This is a genomic window from Stenotrophomonas sp. LC732 (genome assembly GCF_052446685.1).
GTDB lineage: Bacteria > Pseudomonadota > Gammaproteobacteria > Xanthomonadales > Xanthomonadaceae > Stenotrophomonas > Stenotrophomonas muris.
Genome location: NZ_CP199214.1, coordinates 3512295 through 3534817, shown reverse-complemented (window position 1 = coordinate 3534817; position 22523 = coordinate 3512295). Strand labels below are relative to the sequence as shown.

The following is a 22523-nucleotide window of genomic DNA, read 5'->3' as shown; positions in this document are numbered from 1 at the left end:
CGGATGTAAAAAAACGGGGCCGGATCCCCGCCAGGATCCGTCCCCGCCCGACGCCCTCCGTCGGGCAGCTTCGACTCTACGATGACTGACCCGGTGGTGCACGACGGGATACACCCCGATACACGCCGACACTGCCCATGGCAGCCTTGCACGGAATGGGTTCAAGGCGCTATCGCAGCCCTGGTTCCACGCTGGTAAACGCTTGGCACATACCGCTTTCAGGGGCACTTGCCTACACTCGGCGGCCGTGGATCAATTTGGACCGTTCATGTTGGCTCGTATCGCTTCGACCCTGGCCCTTGGCCTCAGCCTGGCCGTGCTGGCCGGGTGCGCAGGCAAACAGGAGGCCGCCGCGCGTCGGCAGGGAGAAGCGGTGCCGGTCACTGCGCAGGTCGTGCAGTCCCGTCAGTGGAGCGACACCCTGCAGGCGCTTGGCACGGCCAAGGCGCGCGAATCGATCAGCGTGACCGCCAAGGTCAGCGAGATCGTCGAGAAAGTGCATTTCGAAAGCGGCCAGCACATTGCGGCCGGTGCGCCGATCGTGACCCTGCGTGGGCAGGCCCAGGAGGCCGCACTGGTGCAGGCGCAGGCGACCTTCCATGAAGCCGATCAGCTGTACAAGCGCCAGCGCGAGCTGGCCGCCCAGCGGCTGGTGTCCAGCGCCACGCTGGATACGCAGAAGTCGATCCGCGATGCCGCCGAAGCGCGCGTGATGCAGATGCAGGCAGACATCGGTGATCGCCGTGTGCGCGCGCCGTTCGCCGGCGTGCTCGGCATCCGCCAGGTCAGCCCTGGCTCGCTGGTGACCCCGACCACGGTCATCGCCACGCTCGACGATATCGAGCACATGCACATCGATTTCCAGGTGCCTGAAGTGGAACTGGCTGCGCTGGGCGTCGGTGACAAGGTCAGCGCCACCAGCGTGGCCTGGCCGGGCCGCACCTTCGAGGGCGTGGTCAGCACCATCGATGCGCGCATCGACCCGGCCACCCGTGCCGTGACCGTGCGCGCCGACTTTGCCAACGGCGACCATGCGCTGCGTCCTGGCATGCTGCTGGACGTGCGCCTGTTCCGCCCCGAGCGCCCGGCGCTGGTGATTCCGGAAATCGCCGTGGTGCAGGTCGGTCGCGATACCTTCGTGTACCGCATCAAGGTTGACGACAGCGTCGAGCGTGTGGACGTGGTGACCGGCGCGCGCCGTGCCGGCGTGGTCGAGATCAGGCAGGGTCTGGAAGCGGGCCAGCGCATCGTGGTCGATGGCACCGGCAAGCTGCGTCCGGGCCTGAAGGTTGCCGCCAAGGACGCAGCGCCCGCCAGTGGTGCAAAGCCCGCTGAAGACGCTGCGCCGGCCGCGGCCGAGGGCCACGGCGGATGAAGCTGTCCGACATCTCCATCCAGCGGCCGGTGTTCGCCGTGGTGATGAGCCTGTTGCTGCTGGTGCTGGGCGTGATGTCCTTCACCCGCCTGACCCTGCGCGAACTGCCGGCCATCGACCCGCCGATCGTCTCGGTCTCGGTGGACTACACCGGCGCCTCGGCGGCGGTCATTGAAAGCCGCATCACCCAGGTGCTGGAAGATGCGCTGGCCGGCATCGAAGGCATCGATACGATCAACGCGCGCAGCACCAACGGCCGCTCGCAGGTCAGCATCGAGTTCACCTCCAACCGCGATATCGAAGCGGCGGCCAACGACGTGCGCGATGCGGTCAGCCGCGTGGCCGACCGCATGCCGGAAGAGGCGCGGCCACCGGAGATCGCCAAGGTCGAAAGCGATGCCGACCCCATCATCTGGTTCAACATGGTCTCCTCGACCATGGACACGCTGGAGCTGAGCGACTACGCCGACCGTTACGTGGTCGATCGCTTTTCCAGCCTCGATGGCGTGGCCCAGGTCCGCATCGGCGGCCGCCAGCGCTATGCGATGCGGATCTGGCTGGACCGGGACCAGCTGGCCGCACGCGGGCTGACCACCGGCGACGTGGAAACCGCGCTGCGCAACGAGAACGTGGAGCTGCCGGCCGGCCGCATCGAGTCGACCGACCGTGATTTCACCCTGCGCGTGGAGCGCAACTACATCAAGCCCGAAGATTTCGCGACCATCCCGCTGGGCAAGGGCCGCGACGGTTACGTGGTGCGCATGGGCGACGTGGCGAAGATCGAGCTGGCCTCGGCCGAACGCCGCGCGTACTACCGCAGCAATGGCGAGCCCGGCATCGGTCTGGGCATCGTCAAGACCTCCACCGCCAACTCGCTGGACGTGGCGCGTACCGCGCGCGCTGAAGCCGAGCGGGTGGCGCTGACCCTGCCCAAGGGCACGCAGATCTTCGTCGCCTTCGACAACACCACCTTCATCGAAGCGGCGGTGGACCGCGTCTACGCCACGCTGGTGGAGGCGATGATCCTGGTGCTGGCGGTGATCTGGCTGTTCCTCGGCAGTTTCCGCGCCGCGTTGATCCCGGCGGTGACGGTACCGGTCTGCCTGGTCGCGGCGTTCATCGCACTGTATGCGTTCGATTTCTCGATCAACCTGCTGACCCTGCTGGCGCTGGTGCTGTGCATCGGCCTGGTGGTGGACGATGCGATCGTGGTGGTGGAGAACGTGCAGCGCCGCATCGACCTGGGCGAACCCCCGCTGGTGGCCTCCAAGCGCGGCACCGCGCAGGTCGCCTTCGCGGTGATCGCCACCACCGCCGTGCTGGTGGCAGTGTTCCTGCCGGTCGGCTTCCTGGAAGGCAACACCGGGCGCCTGTTCCGCGAGCTGGCAGTGGCGCTGGCCGCCGCCGTGGCGTTGTCCGCGTTCGTGGCGCTCACACTGACGCCGATGATGGCCTCCAAGCTGCTCAAGCCGCACACCGGGCAGGCGCCACGTGGCCTGCACGGCTTCATCAACCGCAACCTGGAACGCCTCGCGGGTGCCTATGGGCGGGTGCTCGATCACCATGTCGACCGCACCTGGATCTACCTGCTGGTGATGGTGGCCGCGCTGGTCGCCAGCTGGGGCCTGCTCAAGCTGCTGCCCTCGGAACTGGCGCCGGCCGAAGACCGCGGTTCGTTCCAGATCATGATCGACGGCCCGGAAGGTGCCGGCTACGACTACACCGTGCAGCAGGTGCAGCAGGTGGAGGCGCTGCTGGCCCCGCATGTCGGCCCGGACAAGCCGATCGTGCGTGCCAACCCGCGCGTGCCCGGTGGCTTCGGTGCCAGCGAGGAAATGCACACCGGGCGCGTCAGCATCTTCCTGCAGCCGTGGCGCCAGCGCAGCGAGGCCACGCCGGACGTGGCCAACGAACTGCAGAAGGAACTGGACACCATCCGTGGCGTGCGTGTGCGTACCCAGGTCGGTGGCGGCCTGGTGCGCAGCGGCGGGCAGCCGTTCCAGATCGTGCTGGGTGGGCCGGAATACGCGGAGATCGCGCAGTGGCGCGACCGCATCCTGCTGCGCATGGCCGACAACCCCGGCCTGGTCGGCCCCGACTCGGACTACAAGGAAACCCGGCCGCAGATGCGGGTCAACATCGACCGCCAGCGTGCGGCCGATCTCGGCGTGCCGGTCACCGCGATCGGTTCGGCGCTGGAAACCATGATGGGCTCGCGCCGCGTCACCACCTTCGTCGACAACGGCGAGGAGTACGACGTGCTGGTGCAGGCCGGACGTGACGGTCGCGCCAGCCCGGCCGACCTGGCCGCGATCCGCGTGCGCGCCACCTCTGGCGAACTGGTGCCGCTGTCCAACCTGGTCACGTTGAGCGAAGTGGCCGAGGCCGGCACCCTGAACCGCTTCAACCGCCTGCGCTCGATCACCATCAGTGCCGGCCTGGCGCCGGGCTATCCGCTGGGCGAGGCCATTGCCTGGGCGCAGAACGTGGCCCAGGAAGAGCTGCCGCAGTACGCGCAGGTGAACTGGAAGGGTGAATCGCGCGAGTACCAGAGCGCCGGTGGCGCCGTGCTGCTCACTTTCGCCATGGCCCTGCTGGTGGTCTACCTGGTGCTGGCCGCGCAGTTCGAGAGCTTCATCCACCCGCTCACCATCATGCTGACCGTGCCGCTGGGCGTGCTCGGCGCGCTGGTCGGGTTGTGGGTGAGTGGCGGTACGGTGAACCTCTTCAGCCAGATCGGCATCGTGATGCTGGTTGGCCTGGCCGCGAAGAACGGCATCCTCATCGTCGAATTCGCCAACCAGCTGCGCGACGATGGGCGCAGCGTGCGCGAGGCGATCATTGAATCGGCGATGGTGCGCCTGCGCCCGATCCTGATGACCTCGATCGCCACCGTGGTCGGCGCCATTCCGCTGGTGGTGGCCGGTGGTCCCGGTTCGGCCAGCCGTGGCACGATCGGCATCGTGATCATCTTCGGCGTGACCCTCTCGACCTTCCTGTCGCTGTTCGTGGTGCCGGCGTTCTACGCGCGGCTTGCCCCGTACACCCGTTCGCCGGAAGCGGTGAAGCGCGAGCTGGAGAAGCAGGAAGCGGAATCGCCGTCGGTGGGCGGCCATGCCTGACCGGCACACCGACGGGATCGGGGCCCTCGCTGACGGGGTCGGACCCCTTTCCCAAAGGGAAAGGGCTCTGACGCCACTTCGAGGCGACGGCTTCCAGCTGCGCCCCTGGCGCCCGGATGATCTGGAATCGCTGCTGCGCCACGCCAACGATCCCGAGGTGTCGCGCGGCCTGCGCGACCGTTTCCCGTACCCGTACACGCGCACCGATGGCGAGGCCTTCCTCGCCGGCCGCGTGCTGGCCCCCGGAACCCTGAATCTGGCCATCGAGATCGACGGCCATGCCCTGCGGCAGCGTCGCTGCCCAGCAGGGCATGGCCGAGCGTGGGCACACCGCCGAACTGGGCTACTGGCTGGGCCAGGCCTATTGGGGGCAGGGCGTGATGACCCGTGTGGTCGGGCTGTTCGCACCGTGGGTGATGGACGAGCTGCGCCTGTTCAGGCTGCAGGCCACGGTCGTCGACTTCAACCTCGGCTCGGCGCGGGTGCTGGAGAAGAACGGCTTCCAGGAGGAGGGCGTGGAGCGCTGCGCGGTCTACAAGCGCGGCGTGCTGCACGACCTTCGCCGTTTCGCCCGGGTACGCACCCAGCTGCCCTGAACACGCGGGCTGGCCGCTGTAGAGCCGAGCCCATGCTCGGCTGCCCTCGGGGGCCCAAGCCGAGCATGGGCTCGGCTCTACAAACAGCGCTACCGCAGCGGCCTGCGATCAGGGAGAATCGACCGGTCCCTTCCAGCCGACGGGACGTCCTTACAACCCGCCGACTGGAGAGAGCGCGCGTGGAAGCAACCGTACACTTCATCAACAGCATCATCTGGAGCAAGGCACTGATCTTCGTGTGCCTGGGCGCCGGCCTGTTCTTCAGCCTGCGCACGCGCTTCATGCAGATCCGTGGCTTCTTCGAGATGTGCCGCCTCACCGTCAAGGGTGAGAAATCCGACGCCGGCGTGTCCTCGTTCCAGGCCCTGGCCATGTCGATGGCCGGCCGCATGGGCATCGGCAACATCGCCGGCGTGGCTACGGCCATCGCCTTCGGCGGCCCCGGTGCGATCTTCTGGATGTGGGTGATGGGCTTCCTCGGCGCGTCCACGTCGTATGTGGAATGCACCCTGGCGCAGATCTACAAGACCAAGGACGCCGAAGGCCGCTACCGCGGTGGCCCGGCGTACTACATCGAAAAGGCCATGCGCCTGAAGTGGTACGCGCTGGCCTTCGCCATCGCCACGATCATCGCCGCCGGCTTCCTGATGCCGGGCGTACAGGCCAACGCCATTGCCGACAGCATCATCAACGCTTGCCGTGGCACCGCGCTGTGCGGTCCGCTCGATGGCCAGGCCTTCGGCATGGAATCGGTGCAGGCGCTGAAGCTGGGCATCGGCATCGTGGTGGCGCTGCTGCTGGGCGTGGTGATCTTCGGTGGCGTCAAGCGCATCGCCAACTTCGCCGAAGTGGTGGTGCCGTTCATGGCCGCCGGTTTCATCCTGATGGCCATCGTCATCATGATCATCAACTACGACCGCGTGCCGGAGATGTTCAACATCATCTTCAGCAGCGCCTTCGGTACCCACGCCGCGTTCGGCGCGATGATGGGCCTGGCGGTGGAGTGGGGCATCAAGCGTGGCATCTATGCCAACGAAGCCGGCCAGGGCTCGGGCCCGCATGCAGCGGCCGCCTCGGAAGTCTCGCATCCGGCCAAGCAGGGCTACGTGCAGGCCTTCGCGATCTACTTCGACACCATGATGGTGTGCACCGCCACCGCGTTCCTGATCCTGGCCAGTGGTACCTACAACGTGTACTCGCCGGTGGAGGGCGCCGCGCCGATCTTCCAGGGCCTGGCCGGCATTCCCGAAGGTGCGGGCTACGCCCAGGCCGGCGTGGAAGCGGTGCTGCCGGGCTGGGGTTCGGCGTTCGTGTCGATCGCCATCTTCTTCTTCGCCTTCACCACCATCATGGCGTACTACTACATGGCCGAGACCAACCTCAGCTATGTGAACCACAACAGGAAGCGCCCGCTGACCGTGCTGGTGCTGCGCCTGGGCATCATCGGCATGGTGGTGTTCGGCGCGTTCCATAATGCGACCCTGGCCTGGGCGCTGGGTGACATCGGCGTCGGCCTGATGGCCTGGCTGAACATCATTGCCATCCTCATCATCCAGAAGCCGGCGATGCTGGCCCTGCGTGACTACGAACGACAGAAGAAGCTGGGCCTGGATCCGGTGTTCGACCCTGATGCCCTGGGCATCAAGAACGCCGATTTCTGGCGCCAGCGCAAGCAGGAGAGTGTGTAAGTGAACAACCCCTGGAACAACCGCCGCCCGTCCGCCCGTCCGCCGCGCGCAACGCCGTTGCCGCGCCCGGAGGTGCCGGCCACGGGCGGTGGTGGGCGCGGTGGCAGCGACGAGCTGCGCCTGTACGGCCTGAATGCCGTGCTGGCCGCGTTCGAAGCGCGGCCACAGGCGCTGCGCAAGCTGTACCTGCTGGAGGCGCGCATTCCGCGCCTGCAGCCGCTGCTGAAGTGGTGCGTGGCCAACCGCGTGGGGTATCGCGTGGTTGAAGACGGCGATCTGAACAAGCTTGCCGGCACCACCCACCACGAAGGCGTGGTGGCCGATGTGCTGCGCGCACCGGCGCTGCCGCTGGCGCAGTGGCTGGAGCAGGTCGGCGACGGCCCGGCGCTGGCGCTGTGGCTTGATGGCGTGGGCAACCCGCACAACCTCGGTGCGATCCTGCGCTCGGCCGCACACTTCGGCGCCAAGGCGCTGCTGCTGCCGGCCGGCAGCACGCTGGCGCTGTCCGGTGCCGCCGCGCGCGTGGCCGAGGGCGGTGCAGAAGCGGTGCCGCTGGTGCAGCTGCCGGAGACCGCCCAGGCGATGACGCAGCTGCGTGCGGCCGGCTTCGGCCTGGCGGCGACCCTGGTGGAGGGCGGTGACGACGTGTTCCGCACCTCGCTGCCGGCCCGCCTGGTGTATGTGATGGGCGCCGAAGGCGAGGGCATGGACCGCAGCCTGGCGGGAGCGTGCGACCAGCAGGTCTCGATTCCCGGCAGCGGCGCGGTGGAGAGCCTGAACGTGGCCTCGGCCACGGCGGTACTGCTGGCGCAGTGGGCGAGCCGCCGCGGCTGATCCGGTATCCCGGGTCGGATCCCTCGCCGCAGGCGAGGGCTCTGACCCCTTCCAGGGTCCGTAATTGCGTCAAGCGCGCATGATGTTTTGAAAGTTTCCTTATTGGTCAGCCGCTTCCGGCAACGCAGGGTGGAACTCCATCCCACGTTGTCCAGAAGAGGCTGCCATGCATCACCCACGCTGTATCCTCATCGCATTGCTGGTCCTGACCAGCGTCCTTGCCAACGGCCGTGCCGCAGCCAGCGAACGCAGCCTGGACGGCGTCAACTTCACCGGGCCGCTGATCACCCCCAACCCGGCTGGCCTGCCGCAGGGCAACTGGTACATCGAACCCTATCTGGTGCGGATCGACAGCCGCGATCATTACGACGATGGCGGCCATCGCCGCCGCAGTGGGCAACGCAGCGGCGCATGGGCAACGGTGGTACCGATCATCTACGGCTTCAGCGACCGGGTGATGGGGCAGGTCAATCTCAGTGCATCGCGTGCCGAACAGGGCGGCGCGCGCAGCAGTGGTTTCCGTGCCGGTGACACCACCGCGCGCCTGCAGTACCTGTTGCAGGCGCCCAATGCCGATGGCACGCGTCCGGCCGTCTCGGTTGCGCTGGTGCAGCGCTTCAGCACCGGCAGCCATGACCGCATCACCGGCAATCCGCTCGATGCGCAGGGCGACGGTGTGCAGCGCACCACTGCCGCATTGGGCGTGCAGCAGGTGGTCTGGCTGGGTAACGACCGCCCGCTGCGCTGGCGTGCCCAGCTCAGCGCCGGGCCTGCGCCGTCGCGGACGGCGATCTCCGGGGCCAGCGTCTACGGCACCGACGACAGCTTCCAGGGGCACATCTCCCGGGGGTCGGTGCTGGGCCTGTCGGTCGGCGCCGAGTACAGCTTCAATCCGCGCTGGGTGGGCGTGATGGAAGTGGCCGCCAGCCGTGAGACCGGCCAGCGCCTGAGGGGTTTCGCGCGCAACGCCAGCGGTGGTTTCGAACGCATCGACGAGCATCGCCCGGCCAGCCGCAGCGTCACCCTGGCGCCGGCCGTGGAGTACCACTTCAGCCCGTCACTGGGCCTGATCGCCGGCGTCGAGTTCAGCGTGGCTGGCCGCAACACCGGCCGCATCATCAGCCCCCAGGTCGCCCTGGGCATGTTCTTCTGAGGGGCCGCCGATGAACATCGAATCCATCGTCAACGCGATCCTTGGCGTCGTCTGGAGCCCCTACCTGGTGGTGCTGTGCCTGCTCACCGGCCTGTACTTCAGCGTCCGCACGCGCTTCATCCAGCTGCGTGCATTGCCGGACATGCTGCGCCTGATGTTCCGCCATGAGCGCTCCGATGCCGGCGTGTCGCCGTTCCAGGCGTTGTCCCTTTCGCTGTCCAGCCGCGTGGGCGTGGGCAACATCGCCGGCGTCGCCATGGCCATCGCCTTCGGCGGGCCCGGCGCGATCTTCTGGATGTGGATCGTCGCCTTCCTCGGCGCATCCAGTGCCTTCATCGAATCCACGCTCGCACAGATCTACAAGGACCGCGACGGCAAGGGGCAGTACCGGGGCGGCCCGGCGTACTACATCGAAAAAGGCCTCGGCCAACGCTGGTATGCAGTGCTGTTCGCACTGGTGACGGTGCTGGCGGGCGCGATGCTGGCTGGCACGCAGTCCAATGCGATCACCAGCGCGGTGAACGAAGCCTGGGACGTACCGGTGATGACCACCACCGCGGTTCTGCTGGTGGTGCTGGGCGCCATCCTCATCGGCGGTGTACGGCGCATTGCGCGCGTGGCCGAATGGGTGGTGCCGCTGATGGCCGTGGCCTACCTGCTGGTCGCGGCGCTGGTGATGGTGCTCAACGCGGACAGGGTGCCGGAGGTGATCATGCTGGTGCTGCGCAGTGCATTCGGCGTGGATGCGGCGTTCGGCGCGATGATCGGCACCGCCATCCAGTGGGGCGTGCGCCGTGGCGTGCTGTCCAACGAGGCCGGCATGGGCAGTGGTGCGCATCCGGCCGCCGCCGCGGAAGTCTCGCATCCGGTCAAGCAGGGCCTGGTGCAGTCGTTCTCGGTCTACATCGACACAATGGTGGTGTGCAGTGCGACCGCCTTCCTGATCCTGTCCACCGGCCTGTACAACGTCTACGACCCGGCGGTGAACGGTATTCCGGATGAGGCGCGCCTGCTGCTGGGCAATCTGCCGGGTGTCGAAGCCGGCCCACGCTTCGTGCAGCACGCGGTGGAATCGACGCTGCCGGGCTTCGGCCGTTCGTTCGTGGCGCTGGCGATCCTGCCGTTTGCGTTCACCACCATCCTGGCGCTGTATTACATGGCCGAGACCAACGTCAGCTATCTGTGCCGCGATCGGCCGGCGGCGTGGCTGATGGGCGTCTTCCAGTTGCTGTTCCTGGCAGCGACCGGCTACTCGGCGGTGAACAGTGCCACAGTGGCCTGGTCGCTGGGCGACATCGGCGTCGGCCTGATGAGCTGGCTGAACATCATCGCCATCCTGCTGTTGCAAAGGCCTGCCCTGGCCGCACTGCGCGATTACGAGGCGCAGAAGCGCAAGCAGCGTGATCCGCTGTTCAAGCCGCAGACGATCGGGGTAAGCAACACCCGGGTCTGGGAGAGCTAATACGATCAGGGGTCAGATCCCTCGCCAAGGGCGAGGGCTCTGACCCCCTGTGTCACCGCATCACTCGTTCGGCGGCGTGGTCGCCTTGGCCTCGCTGCCGAAGCTGCCGTCGGCTTCCGCCGCCAGGTAGGCGAACACCGTATACGCGGCCACGTTCTGCGCCAGCGCCTTCGGGTCGATCTTGTCCAGCGTGTCGTCGGCGGTGTGGTGCAGGTGGAAGTAGTCCGAGCCATCCTGCGCCAGCCACGCCCACGCACCGCCCTTGGCGGCCAGCGGGCCGACGTCCGGGCCCGGGCCACCCTTGTCGGCCTGGTACTCGATGCCCAGCGGCTTCATTACTTCGGCAATCTGCTTCGTCGCTTCACGCGAGCCTTCCGGATTCGGTGAACCGGTATTGAAGGCGTAGATGCGGCCTGCGCCGAAGTCGCTCTCGGCGGCCAGCTGGTGCAGGGCCACGTCCTTCGCGTGCGCTTCGGCATAGGCCTTGCCGCCGTAGAGGCCCTGTTCCTCGTTGGCGAAGGCGATCACGCGGATGGTGCGCTTCGGTGCCTGCTTGAGCTGGCCGATCAGGTGGCCGGCGGCCATCGTGATGCCCACGCCCGCGCCGTCATCCACGGCGCCGGTGCCCAGGTCCCACGAATCCAGGTGACCACCGATCACCACCACTTCCTTCGGCAGGCTGCGGCCGGTGATCTCGCCGATCACGTTGTACGAGGTGGCGGTGCCGTCCCAGCCGCAATCCAGTGCCACCTTCACCGTGGTGCTGCCACGCGCCAGCAGGCGGGCCAGCTGGTCGGCATCGGGCACCGACAGCGCGGCCGACGGCACCGGGGTCAGGCCGTCATCGAAACGGGTGATGCCGGTGTGCGGCACGCGGTGCGAGTCGGTACCGGCCGAGCGCATCAGGAAGCCGACCGCGCCCTTGCGGATGGCTTCGGATGGGCCCTTGCTGCGGATCGCACCGCCGCGGCCGTAATCGCGGCCATCGCGGAAGGGCAGCATCTGGTAATCGACGAAGGCGATCTTGCCCTTCAGCGAACCTGCCGGTGCGGCCTGCAGCGCGGCCAGATCGGCGAAGCGCACCACCTCGGCTTCCACGGTACCACCCGGGCTGCCGCCCAGTGCGGTGATCTGCAGCGGCTGCGGGTTCCTGCCGGTCACGGCGGCGTGTTCGCTGCGGCGCTCCCATTTCGGGAACGTCACCGGCTCCTTCCAGACCTTGTCGAAGCCCAGGGCCTTGAACTTGGCTTCGGCCCAGGCAACGGCGCGGGCATCGGCTTCGCTGCCGGCGATGCGCGGACCAATCTCGGTGGTGAGCGACTCGACCACCTTCCAGCCGGTGTCATCGGCCAGCGCCTGGTCGCGCAGCTGCGCGGCGGTCGCCAGCGAGGCGGGGGGCAGGGTGGTGGTGCGCGGTGCCGCGAAGGCCGGGGCGGCCAACAGGGCGAGGGAGGATGCGATGGCAAGGACGCGGCGACGCATGGACAACTCCGGGAAGGGACCTAAGCCTTGGAGCTTAACAGTCGTTCAGCCCGGCGCATGGGCGGGAGGTCATGGCTGGCGCGGATGCTGTTTTCCGCCAGATGCAGCAAAGCGAAAGCCCCGCCGGAGCGGGGCTTTCGCCTGCTTCTGTAGAGCCGAGCCCATGCTCGGCTGCCTTTTGCAGATCAGCCGAGCGTGGGCTCGGCTCTACAGGTGGGAGGGGCGCCCATAGGCGCCCGGTACCCTTACTTCTTCAGGCTGTCGCGGATCTCGCGCAGCAGCACCACTTCTTCGGCCGGCGCCGCCGGTGCCGCTTCCTTCTTGCGCGACAGGCGGTTGATCGCCTTGACCACGATGAAGATCGCGAAAGCCACGATCACGAACTGGATGACGGTGTTGATGAAGTCGCCGTAGCCAACCACCACCGCCGGGATCTCCTTGCCATCCGGTCCGAGCCGGGCTGGCGACAGCGTCCAGGCCAGGCTGGAGAAGTCCACGCGGCCGATCAGGTAGCCCAGCGGCGGCATGATGATCTTCTCGACCAGTGCGGTCACGATCTTGCCGAAGGCCGCGCCGATCACCACGCCGACGGCGAGGTCGATGACGTTGCCGCGCATCGCGAATTCCTTGAACTCGGTGAGCATTCCCATTGTTGTTTTTCTCCGGTGGGGAAGTGGACAGCGCGCAGGGTAGCGCAGGTGATGTCAGCCGGCGATCACGCCGTGGCGCTCGGCCACGTTTTCCAGGCGCGCGCTGAAGCGGTCGCCGGGCTTGAGCGCGGCCACGCCGGACGGCGTGCCCATGAACACCAGGTCGCCAGCACGCAGCTGCCACAGCTTGGACAGCTCATGCAGGATCTCCGGCACGTTCCAGATCATCTGGTCGAGCAGAGCCTGCTGACGCACCTCGCCGTTGACCTCCAGCGACAGGTTCAGCGCGGCCAGGTCGCCGACTTCCTCGGCGTGGACGATTTCGCTGATCGGCGCGGAGGCGTCGAAGCCCTTGGCCGCGTCCCACGGGTGGCCCTTGTCCTTGGCCGCGGCCTGCAGGTCGCGGCGGGTCAGGTCCAGGCCGACGGCATAGCCGTAGACCAGTGCGTCGGCGTCGGCCACGGCCAGCTCGCCGGCGGGCGCATCGCGGCCGATCGCCACCACCAGCTCCACTTCGTGGTGCAGGTTGGCGGTCGCTGGCGGGTAGGGGATTGCATCGTCGTGGCCGACCACGATCGCATCGGCCGGCTTGCTGAAGAACATCGGGCGGCCACGGTCATCGGCCGCCGGCACTGCCGCACCCATTTCGCGGGCGTGGTCGGCGAAATTGCGGCCGACGCAGTAGATACGGTGCACGGGGAAACTGCCACCACCGGCTACCGGCACACGCGGCAGGGCTACGGCAGGGATCACATCGGAGACATCGGACATGCGGGCATCCAGGAAGGGCGTGCCCGCAGTCTAGAACGCATGGCGCCCGCCGTCAGCGGGCGCGCAGGAGGTGGATCAGCGCGAGGCCGGCAACACCGGCTTGCGTACCACGCGGTACTCGCCTTCGACCACGGTCGGGTCGACCGGACGGGCAACACCCGGCTTGCGCGAGGCCAGCAGCTTCCACGCCAGGCCGACCAGGATCATCGCCGCACCGACGAACACACCGATGAACACCATCGCGGCCAGGATCGCCAGGCCAAGCAGGCCCACGGCAACGCGCACCAGCGGGTGGCGCGGCTTGCGCGGCGCGAACAGGGTGCGGAACTGGTTGAAGGCGGATGCGCGATTGAACATGGCGGCTCGATAGGCTGGGATCAGCGAAACCAGAGTATCGGGACGCGCCACTGTCATTGAGTGAAAAACTCGTTAAATATAGCCTGTGCTTATTACGGATCAATGACTTGTGTTCATGTCGCAGCCAGTCACCTGAGTGGGCATGCGACAATGCGGGTTTATCGTACGAGCCTTCGCCATGACTGCCGCTGCTGCCCTGATCGCCCTGGATGCCATTGCCGATGGCGCGTTTGCCGAGGTCGAAGCGGTGGTCGATGGAGATGCCGAATCGCTGGTGCTGTACCGCGACGGCGCGCAGGTGCGCGCATTCCTGAACATCTGCCCGCATGCCGGCCGCCGCCTGGACTGGGCGCCGGGGCAGTTCCTGAAGAGCCGCGAGGGCCACCTGGTGTGCGCCGCGCATGGCGCGTCGTTCGCGCTGGACAGTGGCGACTGCATCGCCGGCCCGTGCAAGGGCGACCGCCTGCGCGCGGTGCCGGTGGACGTGCGCGACGGGCAGGTCTACCTGGCTTGAGGCCAGAAGCAGTCGAGCACGGCTCGACGCTACAAAAGCCGTGTCGACCAAGGTCGACAGCTACCAGAGCGAGATCCGTGCCGATCAACGGTCGGCACCCACCACCAGCCGCGTGAAACTGTCGAAGGCGGGGTGGGTCCGGTTGCGGCGGTGTCCGCGGCATGGATGCCGCGGCCAAGCCCCCATGGACGGGTTCACGGCGTCCCCCGCAACCGGACCCACCCCGCCATCCCACGGAATGCCAGCCTTTGACGTTGACGTTGATTCGGCGGGTGCAGGGCGCAGCCCTGCCAACAAACCCCAACCCTCAGAACATCAGGTTGATCATCAGCACCACCACGCAGGTGTAGATCAGCGACAACGGGCCGCCGACCCGCCACATCTCGCGCGGGGTGTAGTTGGCCGGGCCGGTGATCATCGAGATCACCGGGTTGGAGGCCGTCATCAGGTTGTTGGACGCCGACAGCGCCACGATCAGCGCGAACGCGGTCGGGTTGCCACCCGCCGCCAGTGCCAGGTTCACCGCAATGGGGACCATCACGATGGTCGCGCCCACATGGCTGATCACCAGCGAGAACGCCGTGGTCAGCAGCGCCAGCGCCACCTCCAGCACCCACACCGGAATGCCGGTCGGCAGCTTGTCGATGGTATGGCCGGCCACCCACGCGGCCGCACCGCTGGAGTCCATCGCCCAGCCGAGCGGAATCAGCCCGGCCATCATGAACACCGTCTTCCAGTTGATCGAGGCATAGGCCTCGTCCATGCGCAGCACGCCGGTCAGCAGCATGCCGGCCACGCCGGTCATCAGCGTCAGCGCCACCGGCAGCTTGCTGGTCAGCGCGATCAGGATGGTCAACGCGAAGATCGCCATCGCGATCTTGAACTTGTGCGGGCGCTGCTCGCCGGTCGGGTAGTCGGTCACCACCACGAAGTCGCGGCTCTTGGCAGCCTGCGCCAGGTCGGTCCAGATGCTGTGGAACACCAGCATGTCACCGGCGCGCAGCTGCACGTCACGCACGTCCTCGCGGATCACCTGCTTGTCGCGGTTGATCGCCAGCAGGCTGATGCCGCGCTCCTTGCGCAGGCGCAGGTCGGCCGCACTCTTGCCGATCACGTTCGAGGTCGGCGGCACCACCGCCTCGGAAATGCCGGCGCGGCTGGGGTTGAACAGGTCGCCCAGGTGCTTCAGGCGCGAGGACATGCGCAGGAACTGGTTCTGCGCGAAGTCGCTGATCTGCTGGCGCGGGCCCATCGCACCGAGCACGCTGCCGACCCAGATGCGCATCTCCGCCGGCGGCGCCAGGCGGGTGTCATTGCCGGTCTTCAGGGCCAGCAGCAGTGGCGCATCGTGCAGGGTCTCGGCCTCGCCCAGGGTCATGCCGACCAGCGGGCTTTCGGCGCTGACCACCAGCTCGAACACATCGCCTTCGATGCCGTAGGTCTTGGCAAAGTAGCTCTCGGTTCGCGCCGGGGTGACCCCGTCGTTGACCAGGTTTTCTTCCTCGATCAGCTTGCGGTCGCCGTAGTAGCGGAAGTACAGCAGCGAGGCGACCAGCAGTGCCACGCCGATCGGCAGCGGCGCGAACATGCGCAGCGGCTCGATGGTGGCCAGGCCGGAGGGCAGGTTGTTGTTGGCCGAGGCCAGCAGATCGTTCAGCAGGATCAGCGGCGAATTGCCGACCATGGTCAGCGCACCGCCCATCACGATCGCCGCCGAGATCGGCAGCAGCAGGCGCTGCATCGTCAGCCCGGTGCGCGCTGCCAGTCGCGAGGCGACCGGCAGGTACAACGCCATCACCGACGGGTTCTGCATGAAGGATGAGTTCAGGCCGGCGATGGCCGTGGTCATCATCAGCAGCCGCTGCTCGACACCGTGGCCGCGCCGCAGCAGCCAGGCGGCCAGCCGGTTCAGCGCCCCGGTGCGGTCCAGACCCGCACCGAGGATGGTGGTGGCGATGATGCTCATCACCGCGTTACCGGAGAAACCGCCGAAGATTTCCTCCGGCGCGATCAGTCCGGTGACACCGAGCACCACCAGCACCACCAGCGCGACCACGTCGGCGCGGATGCGCTCGAACAGGAACATCGCCATCGTGAAGCCGACCAGCCCGAGCACGAGCTTCATGTCGTTGGTCAGCGTCAGCGCGGTATCCATGTGGGGCGCGGCGTCCTCAGGCGATCGTCAGGTGCGGTCGTACAGCAGGTCCCAGACGCCATGGCCGAGCTTCTGGCCGCGGGTCTCGAAGTGGGTCTGCGGGCGCCAGTCCGGGCGCGGCACGCTGCCACGCGGGCCGGCACGGTTGACCAGGCCGGCGGTGGCATCGAGCACATCCCACATCTGCTCGGCGTAGTCTTCCCAGTCGGTCGCGCAGTGCAGGCGGCCACCCGGGCGCAGCTTGCGCACCAGCAGTTCGGCGAACGCCGGCTGCAGCAGGCGGCGCTTGTTGTGGCGCTTCTTGTGCCAGGGATCCGGGAAGTAGATGCGCACTTCATCGAGCGCGCCGTCGGCGATCTCGTTCTGCAGCACTTCCACCGCATCGTGGTGGTACAGGCGCACGTGGTCGGCATTGTCCTCGGCCAGCGCGTTCAGCAGACGGCCCACGCCCGGGGCGTGCACCTCGATGCCGATGTAGTCGCGCGACGGGTCGTGCTGGGCGGCGAAGCGCAGCGCGGCGCCGTTGCCGAAGCCGATCTCCAGCACCTTGTGTGCCGGGCGGCCGAAGGTGGCGTCCAGATCACGCAGCTGACCGGTGTAATCGATGCCGAAGCGCGGCCAGCGCTCGTCGAACGCGCGCTGCTGGGCAGGGGTGAAGCGGCCCTGGCGCAACACGAAGCTGCGCACCTCGCGGCGGCCCTCGCTCACGGTGAAGGGCTTGGGCGGGGCCTTGGAACCGGCGCTGTCAAAAGGATTGGTCATCAGCCGATCAGCCCATCCACCGGCGAGGAGGCGCTGGCGTAGCGCTTGCGCGGGATGCGCCCGGCAAGGAAGGCCTCGCGGCCGGCCTCGACCGCCTTGCGCATCGCGCTGGCCATCAGCACCGGGCTGCGCGCACCGGCAATGGCGGTGTTCATCAGCACGCCGTCGCAGCCCAGCTCCATCGCGATCGCCGCGTCCGACGCGGTACCGACGCCGGCGTCGACGATGATCGGCACCTTGGCGTCTTCGATGATCTGCAGCAGGTTGTACTTGTTCTGGATGCCCAGGCCCGAACCGATCGGCGCGGCCAGCGGCATCACCGCAGCGCAGCCGATCTCTTCCAGGCGCTTGGCCAGGATCGGGTCGTCGGAGGTATAGACCATCACCTCGAAACCGTCCTTGACCAGCTGCTCGGCGGCCTTCAGGGTCTGCATCACGTCCGGGTAAAGGGTCTTCTGGTCGCCCAGCACTTCCAGCTTGGTCAGGTTGTGGCCGTCCAGCAGCTCACGGGCCAGCCGGCAGGTACGCACGGCGTCCTCGGCGGTGTAGCAGCCGGCGGTGTTGGGCAGGATGGTGAAGCGCTCCGGCGGCAGCACGTCCAGCAGGTTCGGCTCGCCCGGGTTCTGCCCGATGTTGGTGCGGCGGATGGCCACGGTGACGATCTGGGCGCCAGCGGCCTCGGTGGCCAGGCGGGTTTCTTCCAGGTCCTTGAACTTGCCGGTGCCGGTCAGCAGCCGCGAGCCATAGGTCTTGCCGGCGATCACCAGCGAATCGGGGGAGACATGAACGTTCATGGCGCGATTATCGCTTATCCGCCTGAAGATGGGGTCACGCAGAGGGCGGGGTCGAGCGTGGGGTCAGATCCCTTTGCCATCGGCAAAGGGATCTGACCCCTGAACACCCGCGCAGGCCTCAGCCCCCGCCCAGCGCGTGCACGATCTCCACCACGTCGCCTTCGGCCAGGACGTGCTCGCCATGGCGGCTGCGGCTGACGATCTCGCCGTTGACCTCCACCGCCACCCGGCGCTGCAGCAGCTGCTCGGCCTGCAGCAGGTCGTGGAGGGTCGCCGAAGCGGGCAGGGTACGGGGTTCGCCGTTGAGCTGGATGTTCATCGCCGCATTGTCGCCGATGGCCTGCGCGGATCGGAACCCTTGCAAATTTCGTTGATCGCCAGCCCCGGCACAGCGTGGTCCAGCGCCCTCAGGCGACAATCCATGCGGCGGCGCAGCGTGAGCAAAACGCGGCGCAGTGGAACCATTCACCGTGCGCCGGCGTACGTCCGCCGGGTCCTCAACGATATCCCCACAGGAGTTTTTTACATGCTGCTCAGCAAACGCCCGATCCGCTCCCTGATGGCGGCCGCGATCGCGCTGGCCGCGCTTCCGGCCATGGCAGGCGAATCCCCCTATTCCAAGGCCGTGTTCTTCGGTGACAGCCTGACCGACGCTGGCTATTTCCGCCCGCTGCTGCCGGCCGATGTGCGTCCGGTGACCGGCCAGTTCACCACCAACCCGGGTTGGGTGTGGGCGCAGCAGGTCGCCAACTACTACGGCCTCAACGGCACGCCCAACGGCAATGGCCAGAACGGTGACAACTACGCCGTCGGCGGCGCCCGTGTATCGGCCGACGAAGCGGGTGGCCTCGGAGCCATTCCGTCGCTGAAGTCGCAGGCGACCCGTTACCTTGCTGCGAATGGTGGCAAGGCCGACGCCAATGCCCTGTACACCGTATGGGGCGGTGCCAATGATCTGTTCGCGGCCACGCGCGCAGCGGCCGGTGGTGCCTCGCAGGCCCAGGTGCAGGGCATCATCGGCGCCGCGGTCACCGACCAGATCGCGCTGGTGGGCGCCCTGAAGCAGGCCGGTGCCCAGTACGTGCTCGTGCCGAATCTGCCGGACGTGGGCATCACTCCGCAGTTCCGTGGCCCCAACGCCGCCGCCGCCACTGCACTGTCGGCCGGTTACAACAAGGCCCTGTACGGTGGTCTGAAGCAGGCGGGCATCGAGTTCATTCCGCTCGACACCTTCAGCATCCTGCGTGAAGTGACCGCCAACCCGGGCATGTACGGCTTCACCAACGTCACCAGCACCGCCTGCAAGATCGATCCGGCCAACTCGACGCAGAGCATCCTGACCTGCAACCCGACCAGCTACGTCAGCCCGGATGCGGCCAACACCTACCTGTTCGCCGATGGCGTGCACCCGACCACCGCGGGTCATCAGCTGCTGGGTCAGTACGCGGTCTCGGTGCTGGAAGGCCCGCGCCTGCAGCAGGTGCTGAGCCACTCGGCACAGACCATCGGCCGCTCGCGTGCCGACCAGGTCAGCATGCACCTGGGTGGTCGTCCGGCTGACGGCCTGTCCTGGTGGGGCGGCGTGCGCGGTGACCTGCAGCGCTACGACCACGCAGACCTGTACGACGGCCTGGCCCCGGCCGGCCTGTTCGGTATCGACTGGGCCCGCGACGGCATGGTGTTCGGCGGTTTCGCCGGCTTCGGCCGCCTCAGCGCCGACTTCGGCAACAGCCGTGGCGACTTCACCCAGAAGGACACCACCGCCGGTCTGTTCGCCGGCTGGTATGGCGACCGCATCTGGGTGAACGGCCAGGTCAGCTACACCTGGCTGTCCTATGACGTGAACCGCAAGGTCCAGCTGGGCCCGGCCACCCGTGAGCATGGTGGTTCGCCGGACGGCAGCAACCTGACCGCCGCCCTGAACGCCGGTTACGAGTTCGGCACCGAAGGCGGCTTCCGCCACGGCCCGATCGCCTCGGTGATCTGGCAGAAGGTGAAGATCGACGGCTACACCGAAAGCGCCGCGGCCGGCACCCTGGCCACCGCACTGGGCTATGACCGCCAGAACGTCGATTCGACCGTCGGCCGCCTCGGCTGGCAGGCCCGTTTCGATGGCGGCGCCGTCAAGCCGTACGCGCAGGTGACCTACGATCACGAGTTCGAGGACACCAAGCAGGCCAGCGCCTGGCTGCAGACCCTGCCGGAACTGGGCAGCTACCGCGTGCCGGGCCTGAAGTTCGACAAGAACTACGCCACCGTCGTGCTGGGTGCCCGCACCGAACTGTTCGGCCTGCAGAGCAACTTCGGCCTGAGCGCGTCGACCGGCCAGAAGCGCGCGCAGGACGCCACCCTGTTCGCCAACTTCAGCGGCACGTTCTAAGCAGCACCCGCTGGGGTCGGATCCCTTTCCGCAAGGAAAGGGCTCTGACCTGTTGCGCCGGGGGTCGGATCCGTTTCCGCCAGGAAACGGCTCTGACCCCATTGCGGCATGCTGCCATTGCGCAACACTGGCCCAACCGCATAGACTTTCACCGCGCACTGCGGGCGTAGCTCAATGGTAGAGCTGTAGCTTCCCAAGCTACTGACGTGGGTTCGATTCCCATCGCCCGCTCCAATCGCGCCACGCGCGTAGACAGAAGGCCGCTCATCAGCGGCCTTCTTCATTTCTGATTAGTTTCATATCCACGCCCATACGCGCCCGGTTAGCGTTGCCGCATTTCCTACACGGAAGCAGCGCATGGAAACGAAGGACGACGTCGTCGGCAGCCTTCATGAGATCTACAAGAACTCCGGTGCCGGCACCTCCCGCCAGCTGGCCGCAGTGCGCGCACTGGGTCGCGCCGGTGGGCCGAAGGCCGCGCAGCTTCTGTGGCAGATCTATGAGGGGACCTCGGCCGGATCGGTCACGCAGATGGCCTGCATCGCAGCGCTGGGTGAATCCGCGCGCGGGTTCTGAAGCGGAACCAGCCCGCATGGTGATGCGGGCCTGTGGTGTATCCGGCGACGGTTACTCTTTCGCCGGAATCGTCGCCGCAGGAGCCGGCCACTACCGGCGCAGGCGGCACGGGCCAGGCATCATCCACCCGCCACACGCCCGCGCTATGCTTCGCGCCTGCCGACCGATCCCACCGCGATGAAGCTCGCCATCCTGTCCCGCAACAGCTCCCTGTATTCCACCCGTCGGCTGGTCGAGGCGGCGCGCGCGCGCGGCCACACCGTGCGCATCCTGGACCCGTTGCGCTGCTACATGCGCATCGCCGCCGATGGCTTTTCCATGCACTACAAGGGCCGGCCAATGACCGGCGTGGACATGGTCATTCCGCGCATCGGTGCCTCGATCACCCGCTACGGCACCGCAGTGCTGCGCCAGTTCGAGCTGATGGGCGCGCGCACGCCCAATCCGTCCGACGCCATCCTGCGTTCGCGCGACAAGCTGCGCGCGCACCAGCTGCTGGCGGCCAAGGGCATCGACATGCCGGTCACCGTGTTCGGCGACAACCCCGACGACACCGTCGACCTGCTGTCCATGCTGGGCCCGCCGCCGCACGTGGTGAAGCTCAATGAAGGCACCCAGGGGCGCGGCGTGATCCTGACCGAGAAGGCCAGTGCCTCGCGCGGCATCGTCGAAGCGCTGCGCGGCCTGTACGCCAACTTCCTGATGCAGGAATTCATCGGCGAGGCCAAGGGGGCCGACCTGCGCTGCTTCGTGGTGGGCGACCAGGTGGTGGCGTCGATGCAGCGGCAGGCACCGGAGGGCGACTTCCGCTCCAACCTGCACGCCGGGGGTACCGCCGTGGCGGCCAAGGCCAGCCGTGCCGAGCAGCAGGTGGCGGTGCGTTCGGCGAAGGCGCTGGGCCTGTCGGTCTGCGGCGTGGACCTGATCCGTTCCGCGCGCGGCCCGCTGGTGCTGGAGGTCAACTCCACGCCCGGGCTGGAAGGCATCGAAGCGGCCTGCGGGGTCGACGTGGCGACACGCATCATCGAGCACGTAGAGAAGATCAAAAAACCCTGATTATCCATGGGGTTATGATTCTCACGGCAAATGATCCGGGCCTTTAACGAGGCTTTAATCGGATCCGGCGTAGGCTTCAGCGAACCGCAGCTCTGCCTCTCAGCAGGATCGGTATCGGGATACGACTTCAGGCCCAGGCGGGTGCACCGTCTGGGCCTTTTTTATGCCTGTCGGCCCCATGCCCAAGGTCTCTTGTGGAGGCCGCGTGACGGTCGTAGAGTTGGCCCTTCGTTCCGGGATGGATCGGGAGGTTGGCGATGTACCGCATCATGATGATCGCGTTGCTGCTGGGCCTGTCTGGCGCTGTTGCCGCCAAGCCGGAGAAAGTGGCTGTACAGATGGACCGGCAGGGCTCGGTCGCCGAGCAGATGCGTCAGGTGGAAACCGCCCTGGCCGCCCCCGACTATGCCGAACTGTCCGCCGAGGATCGCGGCCAGGTGCAGCAGTCGCTGTCGCGTATCCGCCAGCACATGGGCGAACGCCAGACCGTGCAGGAGCTGCCGCCGCAGCTGCAGGCCGAGGTCTTCAACGAGCAGGAACGCATCAACACCCTGTTGGCGCGTGGCCATGAAGACAGCCGGCAGATCTGCAGGTACGAAAGCACCACCGGCAGCAACATGCCCAAGAGCCGCTGCCTGACCGTGGCCGAACGGCGCCGGATCGAAGAGAAAGGCAAGGCGCTGATCAACGACCAGCGCAGCTACAACACGCTCAGCCCACCGCCCGCCGGGCGTTGACCGCACCGCCCTTCGGCCCATCGAGTGTGCTGTGACGACGCATCGGTGGCACCGCAGGA

The 22523-nt window shown here is 67.4% G+C and carries 19 protein-coding genes, 1 tRNA gene and 1 pseudogene; 13 read left to right on the top strand and 8 right to left on the bottom strand.

Translation table 11 applies throughout. The annotated features are described in order from the left end of the window. Positions 1-268 precede the first annotated feature (268 nt). The 7 genes and pseudogenes from ACT6SE_RS16845 (at position 269) to ACT6SE_RS16815 (ending at position 10230) form a co-directional block, all read left to right on the top strand. The gene (locus tag ACT6SE_RS16845) at positions 269-1375 is read left to right on the top strand and encodes an efflux RND transporter periplasmic adaptor subunit (RefSeq protein ID WP_046432263.1); all 1107 of its coding nucleotides are present in this window, start codon (positions 269-271) and stop codon (positions 1373-1375) included. Beyond that, entirely contained in the window at positions 1372-4497 is a 3126-nt protein-coding gene (locus tag ACT6SE_RS16840) for an efflux RND transporter permease subunit (RefSeq protein WP_014648225.1), read from the top strand. The genes ACT6SE_RS16845 and ACT6SE_RS16840 overlap by 4 nt, the downstream gene beginning before the upstream one ends. Beyond that, positions 4490-5093: pseudogene (locus ACT6SE_RS16835) on the top strand (GNAT family N-acetyltransferase). The gene ACT6SE_RS16840 and the pseudogene ACT6SE_RS16835 overlap by 8 nt, the downstream one beginning before the upstream one ends. 179 nt (positions 5094-5272) lie before the next feature. After that, the gene (locus ACT6SE_RS16830; protein ID WP_046432261.1) at positions 5273-6781 is read left to right on the top strand and encodes an alanine/glycine:cation symporter family protein; all 1509 of its coding nucleotides are present in this window, start codon (positions 5273-5275) and stop codon (positions 6779-6781) included. Continuing rightward, positions 6782-7615 (top strand): TrmH family RNA methyltransferase, encoded by an 834-nt coding sequence (locus ACT6SE_RS16825; protein ID WP_046432259.1) that lies wholly within the window; start codon positions 6782-6784, stop codon positions 7613-7615. Between the two features lie 166 nt (positions 7616-7781). Continuing rightward, entirely contained in the window at positions 7782-8768 is a 987-nt protein-coding gene (locus tag ACT6SE_RS16820; protein ID WP_046432257.1) for a hypothetical protein, read from the top strand. Between the two features lie 10 nt (positions 8769-8778). Further along, complete coding sequence (locus ACT6SE_RS16815) at positions 8779-10230, top strand: alanine/glycine:cation symporter family protein (RefSeq protein ID WP_046432255.1); 1452 nt, start codon at positions 8779-8781, stop codon at positions 10228-10230. Positions 10231-10290: 60 nt separating this feature from the next. Here ACT6SE_RS16815 and ACT6SE_RS16810 read toward each other — a convergent pair whose 3' ends face one another. From ACT6SE_RS16810 to ACT6SE_RS16795, 4 genes are all read right to left on the bottom strand, one after another. Beyond that, positions 10291-11712 carry a M28 family peptidase gene (locus ACT6SE_RS16810; protein WP_032957185.1) on the bottom strand — a complete coding sequence of 474 codons (1422 nt, stop codon included), beginning with the start codon at positions 11710-11712 and terminating at the stop codon, positions 10291-10293. 245 nt (positions 11713-11957) lie between these two features. After that, positions 11958-12362 carry a large-conductance mechanosensitive channel protein MscL gene (gene mscL, locus ACT6SE_RS16805; RefSeq protein ID WP_005418809.1) on the bottom strand — a complete coding sequence of 135 codons (405 nt, stop codon included), beginning with the start codon at positions 12360-12362 and terminating at the stop codon, positions 11958-11960. A 54-nt stretch (positions 12363-12416) separates the two neighbouring features. After that, positions 12417-13133 (bottom strand): fumarylacetoacetate hydrolase family protein, encoded by a 717-nt coding sequence (locus tag ACT6SE_RS16800; RefSeq protein ID WP_019660190.1) that lies wholly within the window; start codon positions 13131-13133, stop codon positions 12417-12419. A gap of 75 nt (positions 13134-13208) precedes the next feature. Continuing rightward, the gene (locus tag ACT6SE_RS16795) at positions 13209-13490 is read right to left on the bottom strand and encodes a hypothetical protein (protein ID WP_005410817.1); all 282 of its coding nucleotides are present in this window, start codon (positions 13488-13490) and stop codon (positions 13209-13211) included. A 178-nt stretch (positions 13491-13668) separates the two neighbouring features. Here ACT6SE_RS16795 and ACT6SE_RS16790 point away from each other — a divergent pair, with 178 nt between their 5' ends. Beyond that, a complete protein-coding gene (locus tag ACT6SE_RS16790; protein ID WP_012511947.1) occupies positions 13669-14004 on the top strand; it encodes a Rieske (2Fe-2S) protein in 336 nt (111 codons plus the stop codon). A 307-nt stretch (positions 14005-14311) separates the two neighbouring features. Here the strand turns inward: ACT6SE_RS16790 and ACT6SE_RS16785 are convergent, their stop codons facing one another. From ACT6SE_RS16785 to thiS, 4 genes are all read right to left on the bottom strand, one after another. Continuing rightward, complete coding sequence (locus ACT6SE_RS16785) at positions 14312-16159, bottom strand: SLC13 family permease (protein ID WP_032957191.1); 1848 nt, start codon at positions 16157-16159, stop codon at positions 14312-14314. Between the two features lie 27 nt (positions 16160-16186). Next, complete coding sequence (trmB, locus tag ACT6SE_RS16780) at positions 16187-16921, bottom strand: tRNA (guanosine(46)-N7)-methyltransferase TrmB (RefSeq protein ID WP_046432243.1); 735 nt, start codon at positions 16919-16921, stop codon at positions 16187-16189. After that, entirely contained in the window at positions 16921-17715 is a 795-nt protein-coding gene (locus ACT6SE_RS16775) for a thiazole synthase (protein ID WP_005418798.1), read from the bottom strand. Before ACT6SE_RS16775 ends, trmB begins: the two co-directional genes overlap by 1 nt. Before the next feature lie 118 nt (positions 17716-17833). After that, positions 17834-18034: a sulfur carrier protein ThiS gene (thiS, locus tag ACT6SE_RS16770; RefSeq protein ID WP_005418796.1), complete on the bottom strand. Its 201-nt coding sequence runs from the start codon at positions 18032-18034 to the stop codon at positions 17834-17836. A gap of 207 nt (positions 18035-18241) precedes the next feature. On the opposite strand from thiS, the gene ACT6SE_RS16765 reads away from it, so the two are divergent. From ACT6SE_RS16765 to ACT6SE_RS16745, 5 genes are all read left to right on the top strand, one after another. Further along, positions 18242-20095, top strand: a complete 1854-nt coding sequence (locus ACT6SE_RS16765) for an autotransporter domain-containing esterase (protein WP_046432240.1) — start codon at positions 18242-18244, stop codon at positions 20093-20095. A gap of 160 nt (positions 20096-20255) precedes the next feature. Then, positions 20256-20329 (top strand) — tRNA-Gly (locus ACT6SE_RS16760). A 123-nt stretch (positions 20330-20452) separates the two neighbouring features. After that, positions 20453-20671: a hypothetical protein gene (locus ACT6SE_RS16755; RefSeq protein WP_046432239.1), complete on the top strand. Its 219-nt coding sequence runs from the start codon at positions 20453-20455 to the stop codon at positions 20669-20671. Positions 20672-20848: 177 nt separating this feature from the next. Continuing rightward, positions 20849-21727, top strand: a complete 879-nt coding sequence (rimK, locus tag ACT6SE_RS16750; RefSeq protein WP_005418651.1) for a 30S ribosomal protein S6--L-glutamate ligase — start codon at positions 20849-20851, stop codon at positions 21725-21727. A gap of 257 nt (positions 21728-21984) precedes the next feature. Beyond that, positions 21985-22464, top strand: a complete 480-nt coding sequence (locus ACT6SE_RS16745) for a hypothetical protein (RefSeq protein WP_046432237.1) — start codon at positions 21985-21987, stop codon at positions 22462-22464. The last annotated feature ends 59 nt before the right edge of the window (positions 22465-22523 follow it).